Genomic DNA, 15470 nt, shown 5'->3' with positions numbered 1-15470 from the left:
ATACGCCGCCGCACCGCACGAGACGCGCCCCCGCCGGCGCGCGCGAAGCAAAGCCCGCCCGTGCCGCGCAACTCCCGGTAAAATAGCGGGTTGTCATTCATTCCGGCCGTCCGCCCCATTCCCGTGTTCAGTTCCCTCTATCCGCTGGCCCGCGCATCCCTGTTCAAGATGGATGCGGAAGACGCTCACCACCTCACGCTGCGCGCGCTCGGCGCGGCCGGCCGCACGGGCCTTGCCTGCGCGCTGTCCGCGCGCGTGCCCGATGCGCCGCGCACCGTGATGGGGCTCACGTTCCGCAACCCGGTCGGCCTCGCGGCCGGCCTCGACAAGGACGGTGCAGCCATCGACGGCCTCGCGTCGCTCGGCTTCGGCTTCATCGAGGTCGGCACCGTCACGCCGCGCCCGCAGCCGGGCAATCCACGCCCGCGGATGTTCCGCCTGCCGCAGGCCGACGCGCTGATCAACCGGATGGGCTTCAACAATCACGGTGTCGACCAGTTCGTGAAGAACGTCCAGGCAGCCCGCTATCGCGGCATCCTCGGCCTGAACATCGGCAAGAACGCCGACACGCCGATCGAGCGCGCGGCGGAAGACTATCTCTACTGCCTCGAGCGCGTGTACCCGTTCGCGAGCTACGTGACGATCAATATTTCGTCGCCGAACACGAAGAACCTGCGCCAGCTGCAGGGCGCGGGCGAACTCGACGCGCTGCTCGCCGCGCTGAAGGACAAGCAGCAACGCCTCGCCGACCTGCACGGCAAGCTCGTGCCGCTCGCGCTGAAGATCGCCCCCGATCTCGACGACGAACAGGTGAAGGAAATCGGCGACACGCTGCTGCGCCACAAGATCGAGGCAGTGATCGCCACCAACACGACGCTGTCGCGCGCGGCCGTGCAGGGCCTGCCGCATGCGGACGAAGCCGGCGGCCTGTCGGGCCGCCCGGTGTTCGACGCGTCGAACGAAGTGATCCGCAAGCTGCATGCCGAAGTCGGCAGCGCGGTGCCGATCATCGGCGTCGGCGGCATTTTCTCGGGCGAGGACGCCCGCGTGAAGCTCGCGGCCGGCGCATCGCTCGTCCAGCTGTATACGGGCTTCATCTATCGCGGCCCCGCGCTCGTGGCCGAATGCGTGAAGGCCATCGCGCGCGAACGCACCGCGTAATATAGTCATAAACAAACGATATTTAGTGGTCGATTGCGTTTTTGCTATGATCGGCTCCATTGTCAGACTCAAGCCCCGCCGGGGCAAGGAAGCTCACACGATGAAAATTTCGCTGCTGAAGAAGCTGCTCGTTGCCGGCCTGATCGGCACGTCGCTCGCCGCCGCCACCGCGCATGCGGCCGACCTCCTCGACCAGGTGAAGCAACGCGGCACGCTGCGCGTCGGCCTCGAAGGCACGTTCCCGCCGTTCAACTCGAAGAACCCGCAAGGCGAGCTGGTCGGCTTCGACGTCGACATCGCGAAGGCTGTCGCCGCGAAGCTCGGCGTGAAGGCCGAGTTCGTCACGACCGAATGGAGCGGCATCATCGCGGGCCTGCAGGCCGGCAAGTTCGACGTGATCGCCAACCAGGTCGGCATCACCGACAAGCGCAAGGAAACGCTCGACTTCTCGCCGGCGTACACGTACTCGTCCGCGCAGCTGATCCAGCGCAAGGACGATACGCGCCAGTTCAAGTCGCTCGAAGACCTGAAGGGCAAGAAGCTCGGCGTCGCGCTCGGCACGAACTACATGGACATGGCGAAGTCGGTGCCCGGCATCGACGTGAAAACGTACCCGGGCGCGCCCGAGTATCTGCGCGACCTCGCGGCGGGCCGTCTCGACGCAGCACTGAACGACCGACTGATGCTCGCGTACCTGACGAAGAACTCGCAACTGCCGCTGCGCCCGGGCGCGAACGTCGGCTCGGCGAATCCGTCGGGCATCCCGTTCAGGAAGGGCAACCCGAAGTTCCAGAAGGCGATCGACGACGCCATGGCGCAACTCGAGGCCGACGGCACGTTCACGAAGATCTCGGACAAGTGGTTCGGTATCGACGTGACGAAGCCGATCAAGTAAGCACGCCTCTGTTTCCCGCCTGACGGCGGGCCGGAATGGGCGGCATCCGAAACGATGCCGCCCTTTGTTTTATCGGTCCGGTTTATGATTGCGCTTTCGCGCACGCACTCGCTTCGTATTCCATGTCGACAACGTCCCTGCTCGTCCAATCGCTGCCGGTGCTCGCCCAGGGTGCCGTACTGACCGTCAAGTTCGCCGTGCTGTCGATGGTGTTCGGCCTGCTCGGCGCCGTCATGCTCGCGATGATGGGCATCCGGCAAAGCGAACCGCTCGAAGGCTTCGAACGCATCTGGGTCAACGCGCTCGCGTGGCTTGCACGCGCGTATGTGAGCCTGATGCGCGGCACGCCGCTGCTCGTGCAGATCTTCGTGATTTATTACGGATTGCCGAGCCTCGGCATCTCGCTCGATCCGACGCCGGCCGGCGTCATCGCGCTGTCCGCGAACGTCGCCGCTTACATGTCCGAAAGCATGCGCGGCGCGATCAACGGGATCGCGCGCGGCCAATGGCTGGCCGCCTACAGCCTCGGGCTGTCGTGGGGGCAGACGCTGCGCTACGTGATCGGCCCGCAGGCGCTGCGCATCGCGGTGCCGAGCCTGTCGAACAGCCTGATCAGCCTGATCAAGGACACGTCGCTCGTGTCCGTGATCACCGTGACCGAGCTGCTGCGCAGCGCGCAGGAAGTGATCGCGGCGACCTATCAGCCGTTGCCGCTGTACCTCGCCGCCGCCGCTGTCTACTGGGTGCTGTGCCAGATCCTCGAATGGGTCCAGCGCTGGTACGAAAAGCGCCTGTCGCTGCCCGCGCGGCACTGAGCACGCTGCATCGCTCTCCGGGCCGCGGCTGCGCGCCCGGCCCCTTCCTTCCCGCCTACTCGCCCGAATAGCGCACGCCGAGCGCCGCGCGTGCCGCGTCGGTCATCGCGATCATCTGTCGTGAATGGTCGTGCGTCATGATCGGGCTCTCCAGTTCACCCGCGCGCAGCAGGTCGCAGAAATGCGCGGTCTCGTAGTTCAGGCCGCCGCCGTCGAACGGTGCATCGAGTTCGACGGTACGTCCGTCGGCATAGCGGATCGTCGCCCGCATGGGGTTCCACCACTTCTCGTGAATCGTCACGTGTCCGCCCGCCGCGGCGATCAGCGCGTCGCCGCGCCCCATCACGTCGAGCCCGCAAAAGAGCTGCGCGATGCCGCCATTCGCGTGGCGGCTGTTCAGGCTCGCGAAGACGTCGACGCCCGTCGCGCCGATACGGCCGAGCGTCTGCACATCAAGTGCGGCGCCGAGCCAGTCGACCGCGAGAAACGCTTCGTAGATCCCGATGTCGAGCAGCGCGCCGCCGGCGCGGTCGAGTCGATAGACGGAATGATCGTCCGGCACCGACGACGACGCGCAGCCCGCGCGCACGAGCCGGATCTCGCCGATCGGATCGTCACGCAGGTGCGCACGTAACTGCCGGTACAGCGGAAAGAACGGCGGCTTCATCGCTTCCATGAAGAGCCGTTCGGCAGCGCGCGCCGCGTCCAGCACCGCGTCGAGTTGCGCTGCGTTCAGCGTCGCCGGCTTTTCGCACAGCACGGCCTTGCCGGCGGCGAGCGCCGCCTGCGCGTACTGCGCATGGCTATCGTGGAGGGTCGCGATGTAGATCGCGTCGATGTCGCTCGCGAGGAGCGCGTCGAGGCTGGCCGCGGGCGTGCCGCCGCAGCTGTCGCAGAAGGCGGCTGCCGCGTCGGCGCGGCGTGCCCACACGCCGGCGAGCGCGGCACCCGGCACGTGAGCGAGGCTTTGCGCGAAACGGCGTGCGATGCTGCCTGCGCCGACGATGCCGAAGCGCACCGGGCGGTTGTCGAGGTCGTTCATCCGGATCTTCCGTGTCGTTCGTATGGCGGTGGCCGACACGCTGCCGGCCGGCCGTCATGATAAACGGCTCGCCGGCTCACGGCTAAGCGACGCGGGTGGATTCAGGCGCGGGCGGGCACGTCGACGGAGAAATCGCGCGAGATCTCGTCGGCGCTGAAATCGATCAGGGCGAGCGATGCCGCTTCGGCTTCGCGCGGATCACGGCGTTCGATCGCATCGACGACGCGTGCATGCGCCTTGACCGCGATGTCGTGCGCGCCATCCTTCTGCACGACGCGCGGATTCACGAGCCGCACTGCGCCGCGTACGATCGCCGCCATCTGCTGGAAGAACTGATTGCCGCTCGCTTGAACGATCCGCGTGTGCAGCAGTTCGTCCGCCGTGTCGTAGCCGGGGTCGCCCGGTTGCAGCACCTTGAACGCGTCGAATGCCTCGCGGATACCCGCGATGTCGACGGCCGTTGCACGCACCGCCGCCTGCGCGGTCGCGCGCGGTTCGATCAGCATCCGGAATTCGATGACGTCGCGCATGAATTGCGGATCCGGTTTCGCACGAAACCGCCAGCTCACGACGTCTTCATCGATCATGCGCCAGTCGCGCATCGGTCGAACGCGCGTACCGACTTTCGGACGCACGTCGAGCATGTCGCGCGCAAGCAACATCGACAATGCTTCGCGCATCACCGTGCGGCTCACGTCGAACTCTTTCGACAGCACGTCCTGCGGCGGCAAAATGCCGCCGTACTTGTCCTCGACGATACCCGCGACAAGCCCATCCATCACTTTGGCGACCAGTGACCGGTCTTTGCCCTGCTCCATGACACCTCCCCGTGCGTCGATTTGCGAACACCTGCTCCGCAGTTCCGCCGGCCCTGGTTACGACTGTTCTTATGATCTATAAGTTGATGATTTCGGGGATATTCCGCTATCTGGTAAACACCTGACAGGGTTATCCCTCTTTTGGAAGAGGTGATTTATAAGGCTTCAAAAAAAGCCCGGAAAGCGCGCTGCGCTTGCCGGGCCGGGACTTCCACAAGATTTAACCATGCAATCCATTACGGCTTGTTGACGCCATTACGGACTGCTTCTCATTCAGTCTTGATTAAGCGGGATAAACGATCGTCTCGACGCCGTTCGGTGTGCCGAGCAGGCACAGATTTGCGCCGCGCTCGGCGAACAGGCCGACCGTCACGACGCCCGGCCACGCATTGATTTGCGCTTCGAAACCGCGCGGATCGACGATCTGCAGCCCCTTCACGTCGATGATCTCGTTGCCGTTGTCGGTGATGTACGGCGCGCCGTCCTGCGTCACGCGCAGCACCGGCACGCCGCCGAGCGCGGTCACGCGCCGGCCGATCGCCGTGCGCGCCATCGGCACGACCTCGATCGGCAGCGGGAATGCGCCGAGCACCGGCACGCGCTTGCTGCCGTCCGCGATGCAGACGAACGTATCGGCCACCGACGCGACGATCTTTTCGCGCGTCAGCGCACCGCCGCCACCCTTGATCATTGCACCGCTTGCGTCGATCTCGTCGGCCCCGTCGACGTACACCTGCAGCGACTCGACCTCGTTCAGGTCGAACACCTTGATGCCGTGCGATTTCAGGCGTTCGGTCGTCGCGACCGAGCTCGACACGGCGCCGCGATAGCGCGATTTGACGGCCGCGAGCGCGTCGATGAAGCAGTTGGCGGTCGAGCCGGTGCCGACGCCGATCACGGCGCCTTCCGGCACGTTCTGGATCACATAATCGGCGGCCGCCTGGCCGACCAGGCGTTTGAGTTCGTCTTGAGTCATGAGGTGGGAATACAGCGGGATTGCGGAAAACCGCCAGTTTACCGGACTCGCAACACGCCCCGGGCTTTTTCCGCGCGGATGTCGGCCCCGGACAAGCCGACGGTCACGGCGTGCCGTCGGCGGACACGTTGCCGGCAGGCGCAGCAGGGAAATACTTGTCGAGCAGCGCCTGTGCGATCGCGTCGGTCTCGGCGTCCGGGTTGCCTGCGTAGTCGGATGGCCGGAAGTGCATCTGGAATGCGGCGAATACGCGGCGCGTGCGCGCGTCGAGCACGCCGTCGGTCGGCACGTCGTAGCCGTAGCGCGCGAGCTTCAGCTGCAATTCGCGCACGTCGACGAGCGCGTGCGGATCGCGATCGCCGAGCCGCGCGGCCACGGTCGCATCGTCCGGCCATGCGCCGACGCCGGCCTGCGCGAGCGCATGCCACGGGAACAGCGGACCGGGATCGATCTTGCGTTGCGGTGCGATATCGCTGTGTCCGACCACGCGCGTCGGCGCAATCCCGTAGCGCGCGACGATATCCTTCGACAGACGAATCAGCGCATCGACCTGCTCGGGCGAATACGGCTGCCAAGTGAGGTTTTGCGGATCGAGCGGGCCGCGATTCACGTTCTCGATGCCGATCGACGCCGCATTGAGTTCGGTCGTGCGCTGCCATTCGCTGATGCCCGCATGCCATGCGCGCTTCGATTCGGGAACGAGCTGATAGACGACCGGCATCCCGTGTTCGATGCGCGGTTGCGGCGGCACGACGTAGTGCACGCTGACCGAATCGCCGGTCAGCGTGCGCAGCGATTTCGCTTCGTCGCTTTCGGTGTAATGCATCACGAGAAAGCGGATCCGCGCATCGGCGCCGCGCGCGTGCAGGCCCGTGTCGGCGTAGTAGCTGCCGCGCTCGATCAGCGACGGCGACGTGCAGGCGGCCAGCAGGCCAAGGATGGCGCACGATGCGCCGAGGCGAATCAGGGTCATGGTTCGCGAGTTCCGGGGCCGCGTGCCGCGCACAATCGCGGCACGCGTCGTTCGGGTCGTGGCGGCCCGCGCATCGCGCGAGACCGCGTGCGTCTGCCCGTGAGTCGGCCGATGAATCAGCCGGTGAATCAGCCCTTCACGCGCCGCTGCCGCACCGCTTCGTACAGGCACACGCCGCTTGCAACCGACACGTTCAGGCTTTCCACGCTGCCGGCCATCGGGATGCTCATCACGTCGTCGCAGGTGTCGCGCGTGAGCCGGCGCATGCCTTCGCCTTCCGCGCCCATCACGATGGCGACGGGGCCGTCGAGCTTCGTGTCGTACAGCGTCGCCGACGCGTCGTCCGACGTGCCGATGATCCATACGCCCGCTTCCTTCAGCTCGCGCAGCGCGCGGGCGAGGTTCGTGACCGTGATGTACGGCACCGTGTCGGCCGCGCCGCTCGCGACCTTCGCCGCGGTCGCGTTCAGGCCGACCGCGCGGTCACGCGGCGCGATCACCGCATGCGCGCCTGCCGAATCGGCGACACGCAGGCATGCGCCCAGGTTGTGCGGATCGGTGACACCGTCGAGCACCAGCAGAAGCGCCGGGCCCTGGATGCCGTCGAGCAGTTCGGACAGATTCTGCGCGAGGGGGACGTCCTCGACGCGCGCGACGACGCCCTGGTGGCGCTCGGTATGCGCGAGGCCCCACAGGCGAGTTTCGTCGGCCGCGATCAGCCGCACGCCCGCTTCCTTCGCGGTGTGCAGGAAGTCCTGCATGCGGCGGTCGCGGCGCGTCTGGTCGTACAGCACCTCCGCAACCGTCGATGCATCGTGCCGCAAACGTGCGGTCACCGCATGAAAACCGTAAAGAACCTTCAGACGTGACATGACTGGAACAACCTTCGATCAAACGTGCGGCCGCGCAACGCGCGCAGCCGCGATCCATGGAAAAGGAAAGCGCCGCGTTGCCGGCCGGTGACCGGTAGAACGCGGCGTCTCTCGATACTGCAAGGGCGTGCGCATGCGCCGCCCCGAACGCTCAATACTTCTTGCGGGCGTGTGTCTTCTTCGCGGCCGTCTTCGCCGGCGCGCCGCCCTTCTTCTTCGCCGCACGCGTGTCGTTCACCGCGGCGGCCGGTGCGCTGGCCGTCCGCTTGCGACGCGGCGCGGCTTCCTCCACCGGCGGCAACGAGCGCACGCGCGGGCCGCCGCGATCGTTGCCGTTGCCGACAGCAACCGGCGCCGGTGCGGGACGCGGCGCCTTCACCGGCGTGTCGCGCACGAGGCGGAAGTCGATCTTGCGCGCATCGAGATCGACGCGGCTCACCTGCACGCGCACGCGATCCGACAGGCGATAACGGATGCCCGTGCGCTCGCCGCGCAGCTCGTTCTTGATCTCGTCGTACTGGAAGTAGTCCGAGCCGAGTTCCGTGACGTGCACGAGCCCTTCGATGAACAGCGTGTCGAGCTGCACGAAGATGCCGAACGACGTGACGCCGTTCACCATCCCGCCGTATTCCTCGCCGAGCTTGTCGCGCATGAAGTAGCACTTGAGCCAGGCCTCGACGTCGCGCGACGCTTCGTCGGCACGCCGCTCGTTCGCCGAGCAATGCAGGCCGAGCTCTTCCCAGATCGCGGTGTTCACGCGCGAACGGCCGCGCGCTTCGTCGTCGGCCTGCTGCATCGCGCGGGCGCGCGGCGACAGCGCGGTGTTCAGCTCGAAGCCGTCCGGTGCCTTCGGCGTGTACTTCTTGCCCGACAGGATCGCGTAGATCGCGCGGTGCGTGAGCAGGTCGGGATAGCGGCGGATCGGGCTCGTGAAGTGCGCGTACGCCTCATACGCGAGACCGAAGTGGCCGATGTTGTCCGGGCTGTAGACGGCCTGCTGCATCGAGCGCAGCAGCATCGGCTGCAGCATCTGCGCGTCGGGCCGGTCGCGAATCTGCGCCATCAGCGCCGCATAGTCGCTCGCATGCGGCTTCTCGCCGCCGCCGAGCGACAGGCCCATGCCGCGCAGGAACGCGCGCAGGTTCTCGAGCTTTTCCGGCGTCGGCCCCGCGTGCACGCGGTACAGGCCCGCATGCTTGTTGCGCTTCAGGAAGTCGGCCGCGCAGACGTTCGCGGCCAGCATGCATTCCTCGATCAGCTTGTGCGCATCGTTGCGCTGGCGCGGCACGATCTGTTCGATCTTGCCCTGCGAGTTGCAGACGATGTACGTCTCGGTCGTGTCGAAGTCGATCGCGCCGCGCTTCTGGCGTGCGGCGAACAGCGACTTGTAGACGCCGTACAGATCCTGCAGGTGCGGCAGCAGGTCCGCGCGGCGCGCGGCCTCCGGCCCCTTCGTGTTCGACAGCACGGCCGCGACTTCGGTGTACGTCAGGCGCGCGGCCGAATGGATGACCGCCGGATAGAACTGGTACGCCTTGATCTCGCCGCGCGCGGTAATCACCATGTCGCACACGAGCACGCAGCGGTCGACCTGCGGATTCAGCGAGCACAGCCCGTTCGACAGCTTCTCCGGCAGCATCGGGATCACGCGCCGCGGGAAATAGACCGACGTGCTGCGCTCCAGCGCGTCGGCGTCGAGGCCGCTGCCCGGCTGCACGTAGTGCGACACGTCGGCGATCGCGACGATCAGGCGGTAGCCGTCGCCGCGCCCGACCTTGGTCGGCTCGCAGTAGACGGCATCGTCGAAGTCGCGGGCGTCCTCGCCGTCGATCGTCACGAGCGGCACGTCGCGCAAATCGACGCGGAAGCGCAGGTCGGCCGGACGTACCGCGTCCGGCAGCGCGGCGGCATCGTCGAGCGCCCGCTGACCGAATTCGTGCGGCACGCCGTATTTGCGCACGGCGATCTCGATTTCCATGCCTGGATCGTCGATGTCGCCGAGCACTTCGACAACGCGACCGAGCGGTTGCGAATGGCGGCTCGGGAAGTCGGTCAGTTCGACGACGACGACCTGCCCGACCTTCGCCTTCTTCACGTTCTGCGTGATCAGGATGTCGTGGCCGATGCGCTTGTCTTCGGGCGCGACGATCAGCGCGCCGTTCTCGTTGAGCAGGCGGCCGATCACGCGCTTGTTCGCGCGCTCGGTGACCTCGACGACATGGCCTTCCGGCCGGCCGCGGCGATCGTAGCCGACGATCCGCGCGAGCACGCGGTCGTTGTGCATCACCTTCTGCATCTCGCCGTTCGGCAAGAACAGGTCGTCCTGGCCGTCGTCGCGGATCACGAAGCCGTAGCCGTCGCGGTGCCCTTGCACGCGACCGGCAACGAAGTTCGACGGATGAGTGAGCTGGTAGTGGCCGCGCTTGTCGAGGCGGATCTGGCCGTCGCGTTCCATTGCGGCGACACGCCGGAAGAACCCCTCGCGTTCCTGGCGCTTGATCGACAGCGCTTCGGCGATGTCGTTGGCGGCCAGCGGCGCGTCGCTCGTACGCAGCACGCCGAGAATTTCTTCACGGCTCGGAATGGGGTACGGATATTTGCTCAAGGGTTTGTCGATGATTGTTCTCGTTGCGTTGACTGATGGTGCACGGCATCAACATAGAAGTGTCCGTCAGACAGTTCTATAGTGACGGCGGCGGGTCATTCTATCATCCGACAGTGGCGCCAAATAACCGCGAATGCCGCCTGCAGGCGCCACGGCGGCCGGTTCGCGGCGCATCGCAAAAATGTGTTGACACGGAAAATTGGGGCGCTATAATTTCACTTCTTTGCAGCAGGCAGCTACTGCAAAACGTGCCCAGGTGGCGGAATTGGTAGACGCACTAGGTTCAGGTCCTAGCGGTGGCAACATCGTGGAGGTTCGAGTCCTCTCCTGGGCACCATCTGTTTTTAAAAAGGTCGGCTTATGCCGGCCTTTTTTCATTTGCGGCCTGGCATGACGCGCACTGGCCGCGCCATATGCCCGTCACACCGATCGATAGCAGAATTAATCGGTTATCGATTGCCCTCCCCGTTGGTACGTTAGCCGCGTTGCTTTCACCGAACCCAACAGGGAACCCGCTCCATGACGTCGATGAACCGCCGCGCGTTCGTGCAGGCGATGCTGGCCGCCGGCCTGGGCGCCGCCGGCATCCGGACGCACGCCGAGAACACGCCATCCACGCTGCGTATCGGTTATCAGAAATCGTCGACGCTCATCACGCTGCTCAAGACGCGCGGCACGCTCGAGCAGTCGCTCGCGCCGCTGGACCTGAGCGTGTCGTGGCATGAATTCGCGAGCGGCTTGCCGCTGACCGAAGCGCTCAACGTCGGCGCGATCGATTTCAGCGCCGACGTGGCCGACACGGTTCCCGTCTTCGCACAGGCCGCGCATGCGCGGTTCGTGTACGTCGCACAGGAAGCGCCGTCGCCCAAAGCGCAGGCCGTCATCGTCAAGACCGGCAGCACGCTGCGCACGCTCGCCGACCTCAGAGCCAAGCGCATCGCCGTCACGAAGGCCGCCGGCAGCCACTATCTGCTGCTTGCCGCCCTCGCGCGAGCCAAGGTCGCCCCAACCGACACCGCGATCCACTACCTGACACCGGCGGACGGCCGCGCGGCGTTCGAGCGCGGCAGCGTCGATGCGTGGATCGCGTGGGATCCGTATGTCGCGTCCGTCGACTCGAACCCCGACGTGCGGATTCTGGCCGACGGCAACGGGCTTGCTTCGTACCAGCGCTATTACCTCGCGTCGAGCAGCTTTGCCGCCGCGCGCCCCGACGTCGTCCAGATCGTCTTCGACCGTCTGTCGCAGGCCGGCGCGTGGCTGCGCGAGCATCAGCGGGAAGCCGCCGATACCCTCGCGCCGATCTGGGGACTCGACGCGAAGACGATCGAGCGCGCCAACGCGCGACGCAGCTACCTCGTGCGCGCCGTGGTCACGCAGAATTTCGGTGAGCAGCAGAAGATCGCCGATACGTTCCTCGCAGCCGGCTTGCTGCCCACCCGCGTCGACACGGGCGATGCGTTGCGCTGGAATTTCGCGGCCAAGCGCGCGGAGCCGATCGGCGCCTGATGCCTCGCACATGCAACGCACGATATTTTTATCACCGTCGATCAAATTATGTTGACAGCCTCTTCGAACACGCTAAAATAGCGGTCTTCGCATCGCAGCAAGCGAAACGTGCCCAGGTGGCGGAATTGGTAGACGCACTAGGTTCAGGTCCTAGCGGTGGCAACATCGTGGAGGTTCGAGTCCTCTCCTGGGCACCAACTGTTTTTTGAAAAGGTCGGCTTATGCCGGCCTTTTTTCATTTCCGGCGTCGGATTGATACGCTCGCTCGCGGCGGCATCTGTCCACATACCCGACGTCACGACGCATCGGCGATGCGTTGCCGCCCAGGCCCTCGCCCAACGTCGCGGGCAAGCCATCAAATAATTTTCGTTCGCAACCCATTGACAGATCCTTCTGACGCGCTATAATTTCGCTTCTTTGCAGCAGGCAGCTACTGCAAAACGTGCCCAGGTGGCGGAATTGGTAGACGCACTAGGTTCAGGTCCTAGCGGTGGCAACATCGTGGAGGTTCGAGTCCTCTCCTGGGCACCATCTGTTTTTAAAAAGGTCGGCTTATGCCGGCCTTTTTCATTTCCGCTTCCGGAAGCGCGATATCGCGTTCACATCGCGACTCACACCTCCCGAATACGCGCGTCAGGCGTACCGCATTCCCTCCCTCGTCATCTTCGCGCAACGACAAATCTCCTCGGCCTTCGCGACGAGCTCACGCGCCTCATCGGCGCCTAGCAAACGATCCGCCGGATCGCGCTGAAACGTTGCGCCGACCACGACCGCGAGGTCGGCCGGCAGCCCGATCCCCCACCTCGTCGCCACCAGCAATGACGCACCCTGAAAACGCACCATGCCCGCAAACCCCCACCCCGCCTGCCTCTCCGGCCGAAGCCGGGATTTCCCTAGGCTGACACGTCGGCGCTCACGCGGTTAAATAAATCAACGTGATTTATTTAATGCGTCGACAGACGACGCGCCCATGGAAGGAGACGCCATGAGAAGCCCGCACATCGGCCAGGGAAGCAACTCGGCCAACGTGCGCCGTTACAACGAGCGCCTGCTGTTGAAGACGCTGCGCCGTGCGGGCAGCGCGTCGAAGGCCGACCTTGCGCGTCTCGCGAGCATGACGGGCACGGCGGTCGGCAGCATCATCGCGTCGCTCGCCGACGCGAAGCTGATCGAATTCGCCGGCCGCACCGAGGGCCAGCGCGGCCAGCCGGCATCGCTGATCCGTCTCGATCCGCGCGGTGCGTTCGGCATCGGCGTCCATCTCGACCGGATGCGCATCGAGACGGCGCTCGTCAATTTCGCGGGCGACGTGCTCGGCCGCCGCTCGCACGACACGCTGCTTCCCCCGCCCGCCGACGTGCTCGACATCGTGCGCCGCGACATCGATGCGATGCAGGATCTGCTCCCCGCGCATGAGCGCGCACGCCTCACCGGCGTCGGCGTCGCCCAGCCGTACAACCTCGGCGCGTGGATGCGCGAGCTCGGCCTCGCGCCCGACACGTTCCGCGCATGGGAAGACGTCGATTTCGCGAGCGATCTCGGGCGCATGCTGTCGCTGCCCGTGTTCGGCGAAAACGACGGCAACGCCGCCGCGATCGCCGAACTGTTCTACGGGTACGGCCGGCAGTGCGACGACTTCGTCTACCTGTTCATCGGCCCCGCGATCGGCGGCGGCATCGCGGTCGACGGAGACTGCCTGCGCGGCGTGACCGGCAATGCCGGCGACATCGCCGTGATTCCCGTGCCGCCGAGCCGGCTGGCGTCCGCACCGCCGCCGCGCGGCCCGTGGGACATCCTGCTCGCCCGCGCTTCGCTGCATGCGCTCGTGCGCCACCTGCGCCATCACGGCGAGACGGTCGAGAATCGCGCCGATCTCGAGGCCTGCATCGCGCGCGGCCTGCCGGCGGTCGACGAGTGGATCGACGACTGCGTCGACGCGCTCGCACCGGCATTGCGCGCGGTGCTGTGCGTCGTCGATGCGCCGGTGGTGGTGCTCGACGCCGATACCGACGCCGGCCTGCTCGACGCGGTGACGACCCGCCTGCGCGCGGCCCTCGTCGCCACCGCGCCGGAAGCGCGCGGCACGCCGACGCTCGTGCGCGGCACGTTCGGCGCCGACGCCGGCGCGATCGGCGCCGCGACGCTGCCGATGTTCTTTAACTTCTCCCCGCGGGCCGGCATCCTCAAGGGCGCCCGCACCGAATCGCAGGAGGTCAACCATGTCGCGTTCTGAGTCGTCCCGGCCGCTGCTCGAGATGCGCCGGATCAGCAAGACGTTCCCGGCCGTGCGCGCGCTCGACAACGTCAGCCTGACCGTCTATCCGGGCGAGATCCATTCGCTGATGGGCGAGAACGGCGCAGGCAAGTCGACGCTGATGAAGATCCTGTCCGGTGCGTACCGCGCCGACGCCGGCGGCGAGATCCTGATCGACGGCGAGCGCATCGACGTCGACGGCCCGCTCGCCGCGCGCGATGCGGGCGTCGCGGTGATCTACCAGGAGCTGTGCCTGGCGCCGAACCTGACCGTCGCGGAAAACATCTACGTCGGCCGCGAACTGCGGCGTGGCAACCGGCGCTGGGGCACCATCGACCGCGCGGCGATGGCGCGCGGCTGCCAGGACGTGCTCGCCCGTCTCGGTGCGCCGTTCGGTCCGGACACGCTGGTCGGCACGCTGTCGATCGCCGAGCAGCAGCTCGTCGAGATCGCGCGCGCCGTGCACACCCGCGCGCGCATCCTCGTGATGGACGAACCGACGACGCCGCTGTCGTCGCGCGAGACCGAGCATCTGTTCGGCCTGATCCGCCAGCTGCGCGAGGAAGGTCTCGCGATCATCTACATCAGCCACCGGATGGCGGAAATCTATGAACTGTCCGACCGCGTGTCGGTGCTGCGCGACGGCTCGTACGTCGGCACGCTCGAGCGCGAATCGCTGTCGGCCGAGCGGCTCGTCGCGATGATGGTGGGCCGCGACATCTCCGGCTTCTACAAGAAGGAACATGCGCCGTACGACCCCGGCCACCTGCTGCTGTCGGTGCGCGACATCGCTGACGCCGAGCGCGTGCGCGGCTGCAGCCTCGACCTGCACGCCGGCGAGGTGCTCGGCATCGCCGGGCTCGTCGGCGCGGGCCGCACCGAACTGGCGCGGCTGATCTTCGGCGCGGAACCGCGCACGCGCGGCGACGTGAAGCTCGGCGACCGCGCGTTCGGCGCGCACTCGCCGCGCGACGCGATCGACGCCGGCCTCGTCTACCTGACGGAAGACCGCAAGCGCCAGGGCCTGTTCCTCGACATGAGCGTACGCGACAACATCAATATCTCGGTGTGCAACCGCGATGCGCGGCTCGGTGCGCTCGATCTCGCCCGCGGTGCGCAACGCGCACGCGACGCGATCGCCTCGCTGTCGATCCGCGTGCCGAACGCCAACGTCAACGTCGGCGCGCTGTCCGGGGGCAACCAGCAGAAAGTGCTGCTGTCGCGCCTGCTCGAGACGAAGCCGCGCGTGCTGATTCTCGACGAACCGACGCGCGGCGTCGACATCGGCGCGAAATCCGAGATCTACCGGATCATCAACGAACTGGCCCGCGCGGGCGTCGGCGTGATCGTGATCTCGAGCGAACTGCCGGAAATCATCGGTGTCGCCGACCGCGTGCTCGTGATGCGCGAAGGCGAGATCGCCGGCGAACTCGGCGGCCACACGCACACGCCCATCACGCAGGAAGCGATCATCGCGCTCGCGACCGGCTCGCAGGCCGAACTCGCCGACGCGCACTGACCACGGCCTTTTCATTTCCTTCTTCATTCAA

The 15470-nt window shown here is 66.4% G+C and carries 13 protein-coding genes and 3 tRNA genes; 9 read left to right on the top strand and 7 right to left on the bottom strand.

Going from position 1 to position 15470, the window contains the following annotated elements:
- The first annotated feature begins 123 nt into the window (after positions 1-123).
- The 3 genes from FFI87_RS07845 (at position 124) to FFI87_RS07835 (ending at position 2871) form a co-directional block, all read left to right on the top strand.
- Positions 124-1161 carry a quinone-dependent dihydroorotate dehydrogenase gene (locus tag FFI87_RS07845; protein WP_006751029.1) on the top strand — a complete coding sequence of 346 codons (1038 nt, stop codon included), beginning with the start codon at positions 124-126 and terminating at the stop codon, positions 1159-1161.
- Positions 1162-1261: 100 nt separating this feature from the next.
- Positions 1262-2056 carry a cystine ABC transporter substrate-binding protein gene (locus FFI87_RS07840; protein WP_138847782.1) on the top strand — a complete coding sequence of 265 codons (795 nt, stop codon included), beginning with the start codon at positions 1262-1264 and terminating at the stop codon, positions 2054-2056.
- A 122-nt stretch (positions 2057-2178) separates the two neighbouring features.
- Complete coding sequence (locus FFI87_RS07835; RefSeq protein ID WP_006758016.1) at positions 2179-2871, top strand: amino acid ABC transporter permease; 693 nt, start codon at positions 2179-2181, stop codon at positions 2869-2871.
- Positions 2872-2926: 55 nt separating this feature from the next.
- On the opposite strand, the gene FFI87_RS07830 is transcribed toward FFI87_RS07835, so the two are convergent.
- The 6 genes from FFI87_RS07830 to rnr form a co-directional block, all read right to left on the bottom strand.
- Entirely contained in the window at positions 2927-3913 is a 987-nt protein-coding gene (locus FFI87_RS07830) for a Gfo/Idh/MocA family protein (protein WP_138847783.1), read from the bottom strand.
- 101 nt (positions 3914-4014) lie between these two features.
- Positions 4015-4731 (bottom strand): FadR/GntR family transcriptional regulator, encoded by a 717-nt coding sequence (locus FFI87_RS07825; protein WP_006751033.1) that lies wholly within the window; start codon positions 4729-4731, stop codon positions 4015-4017.
- A gap of 283 nt (positions 4732-5014) precedes the next feature.
- Positions 5015-5707 carry a ribose-5-phosphate isomerase RpiA gene (rpiA, locus tag FFI87_RS07820; protein WP_138847784.1) on the bottom strand — a complete coding sequence of 231 codons (693 nt, stop codon included), beginning with the start codon at positions 5705-5707 and terminating at the stop codon, positions 5015-5017.
- A gap of 103 nt (positions 5708-5810) precedes the next feature.
- Positions 5811-6680, bottom strand: a complete 870-nt coding sequence (locus FFI87_RS07815) for an N-acetylmuramoyl-L-alanine amidase (RefSeq protein ID WP_138847785.1) — start codon at positions 6678-6680, stop codon at positions 5811-5813.
- Between the two features lie 128 nt (positions 6681-6808).
- Entirely contained in the window at positions 6809-7552 is a 744-nt protein-coding gene (gene rlmB, locus FFI87_RS07810; RefSeq protein ID WP_011656749.1) for a 23S rRNA (guanosine(2251)-2'-O)-methyltransferase RlmB, read from the bottom strand.
- A gap of 151 nt (positions 7553-7703) precedes the next feature.
- Positions 7704-10157 carry a ribonuclease R gene (gene rnr / locus FFI87_RS07805; RefSeq protein ID WP_138847786.1) on the bottom strand — a complete coding sequence of 818 codons (2454 nt, stop codon included), beginning with the start codon at positions 10155-10157 and terminating at the stop codon, positions 7704-7706.
- 250 nt (positions 10158-10407) lie between these two features.
- On the opposite strand from rnr, the gene FFI87_RS07800 reads away from it, so the two are divergent.
- From FFI87_RS07800 to FFI87_RS07785, 4 genes are all read left to right on the top strand, one after another.
- Positions 10408-10494 (top strand) — tRNA-Leu (locus FFI87_RS07800).
- A 182-nt stretch (positions 10495-10676) separates the two neighbouring features.
- Positions 10677-11666 (top strand): aliphatic sulfonate ABC transporter substrate-binding protein, encoded by a 990-nt coding sequence (locus tag FFI87_RS07795; protein WP_138847787.1) that lies wholly within the window; start codon positions 10677-10679, stop codon positions 11664-11666.
- Between the two features lie 110 nt (positions 11667-11776).
- A tRNA-Leu gene (locus tag FFI87_RS07790) sits at positions 11777-11863 on the top strand.
- 247 nt (positions 11864-12110) lie between these two features.
- A tRNA-Leu gene (locus FFI87_RS07785) sits at positions 12111-12197 on the top strand.
- A gap of 102 nt (positions 12198-12299) precedes the next feature.
- Here the strand turns inward: FFI87_RS07785 and FFI87_RS07780 are convergent.
- A complete protein-coding gene (locus FFI87_RS07780; protein WP_138847788.1) occupies positions 12300-12509 on the bottom strand; it encodes a hypothetical protein in 210 nt (69 codons plus the stop codon).
- A 142-nt stretch (positions 12510-12651) separates the two neighbouring features.
- On the opposite strand from FFI87_RS07780, the gene FFI87_RS07775 reads away from it, so the two are divergent.
- Together FFI87_RS07775 and FFI87_RS07770 are read left to right on the top strand one after the other, a co-directional pair.
- Positions 12652-13899 (top strand): ROK family protein, encoded by a 1248-nt coding sequence (locus tag FFI87_RS07775; RefSeq protein WP_138847789.1) that lies wholly within the window; start codon positions 12652-12654, stop codon positions 13897-13899.
- Positions 13886-15439, top strand: a complete 1554-nt coding sequence (locus tag FFI87_RS07770; protein ID WP_138847790.1) for a sugar ABC transporter ATP-binding protein — start codon at positions 13886-13888, stop codon at positions 15437-15439. Before FFI87_RS07775 ends, FFI87_RS07770 begins: the two co-directional genes overlap by 14 nt.
- Positions 15440-15470 lie beyond the last annotated feature (31 nt).

Origin of the sequence: Burkholderia sp. KBS0801 (assembly GCF_005937855.2) — a bacterium.
GTDB lineage: Bacteria > Pseudomonadota > Gammaproteobacteria > Burkholderiales > Burkholderiaceae > Burkholderia > Burkholderia ambifaria.
Note: the sequence above shows the minus strand (reverse complement) of the source record. Positions and strands in the feature narration are given on the sequence as shown.

Bases quoted from the DNA above. Each gene is read 5' to 3' on its own strand.
- FFI87_RS07840 (WP_138847782.1), top strand. From the start codon at position 1,262: ATGAAAATTTCGCTGCTGAAGAAGCTGCTCGTTGCCGGCCTGATCGGC.
- FFI87_RS07835 (WP_006758016.1), top strand. From the start codon at position 2,179: ATGTCGACAACGTCCCTGCTCGTCCAATCGCTGCCGGTGCTCGCCCAG.
- FFI87_RS07830 (WP_138847783.1), bottom strand. From the start codon at position 3,913: ATGAACGACCTCGACAACCGCCCGGTGCGCTTCGGCATCGTCGGCGCA.
- FFI87_RS07825 (WP_006751033.1), bottom strand. From the start codon at position 4,731: ATGGAGCAGGGCAAAGACCGGTCACTGGTCGCCAAAGTGATGGATGGG.
- rpiA (WP_138847784.1), bottom strand. From the start codon at position 5,707: ATGACTCAAGACGAACTCAAACGCCTGGTCGGCCAGGCGGCCGCCGAT.
- FFI87_RS07815 (WP_138847785.1), bottom strand. From the start codon at position 6,680: ATGACCCTGATTCGCCTCGGCGCATCGTGCGCCATCCTTGGCCTGCTG.
- rlmB (WP_011656749.1), bottom strand. From the start codon at position 7,552: ATGTCACGTCTGAAGGTTCTTTACGGTTTTCATGCGGTGACCGCACGT.
- FFI87_RS07795 (WP_138847787.1), top strand. From the start codon at position 10,677: ATGACGTCGATGAACCGCCGCGCGTTCGTGCAGGCGATGCTGGCCGCC.
- FFI87_RS07780 (WP_138847788.1), bottom strand. From the start codon at position 12,509: ATGGTGCGTTTTCAGGGTGCGTCATTGCTGGTGGCGACGAGGTGGGGG.
- FFI87_RS07775 (WP_138847789.1), top strand. From the start codon at position 12,652: ATGAGAAGCCCGCACATCGGCCAGGGAAGCAACTCGGCCAACGTGCGC.
- FFI87_RS07770 (WP_138847790.1), top strand. From the start codon at position 13,886: ATGTCGCGTTCTGAGTCGTCCCGGCCGCTGCTCGAGATGCGCCGGATC.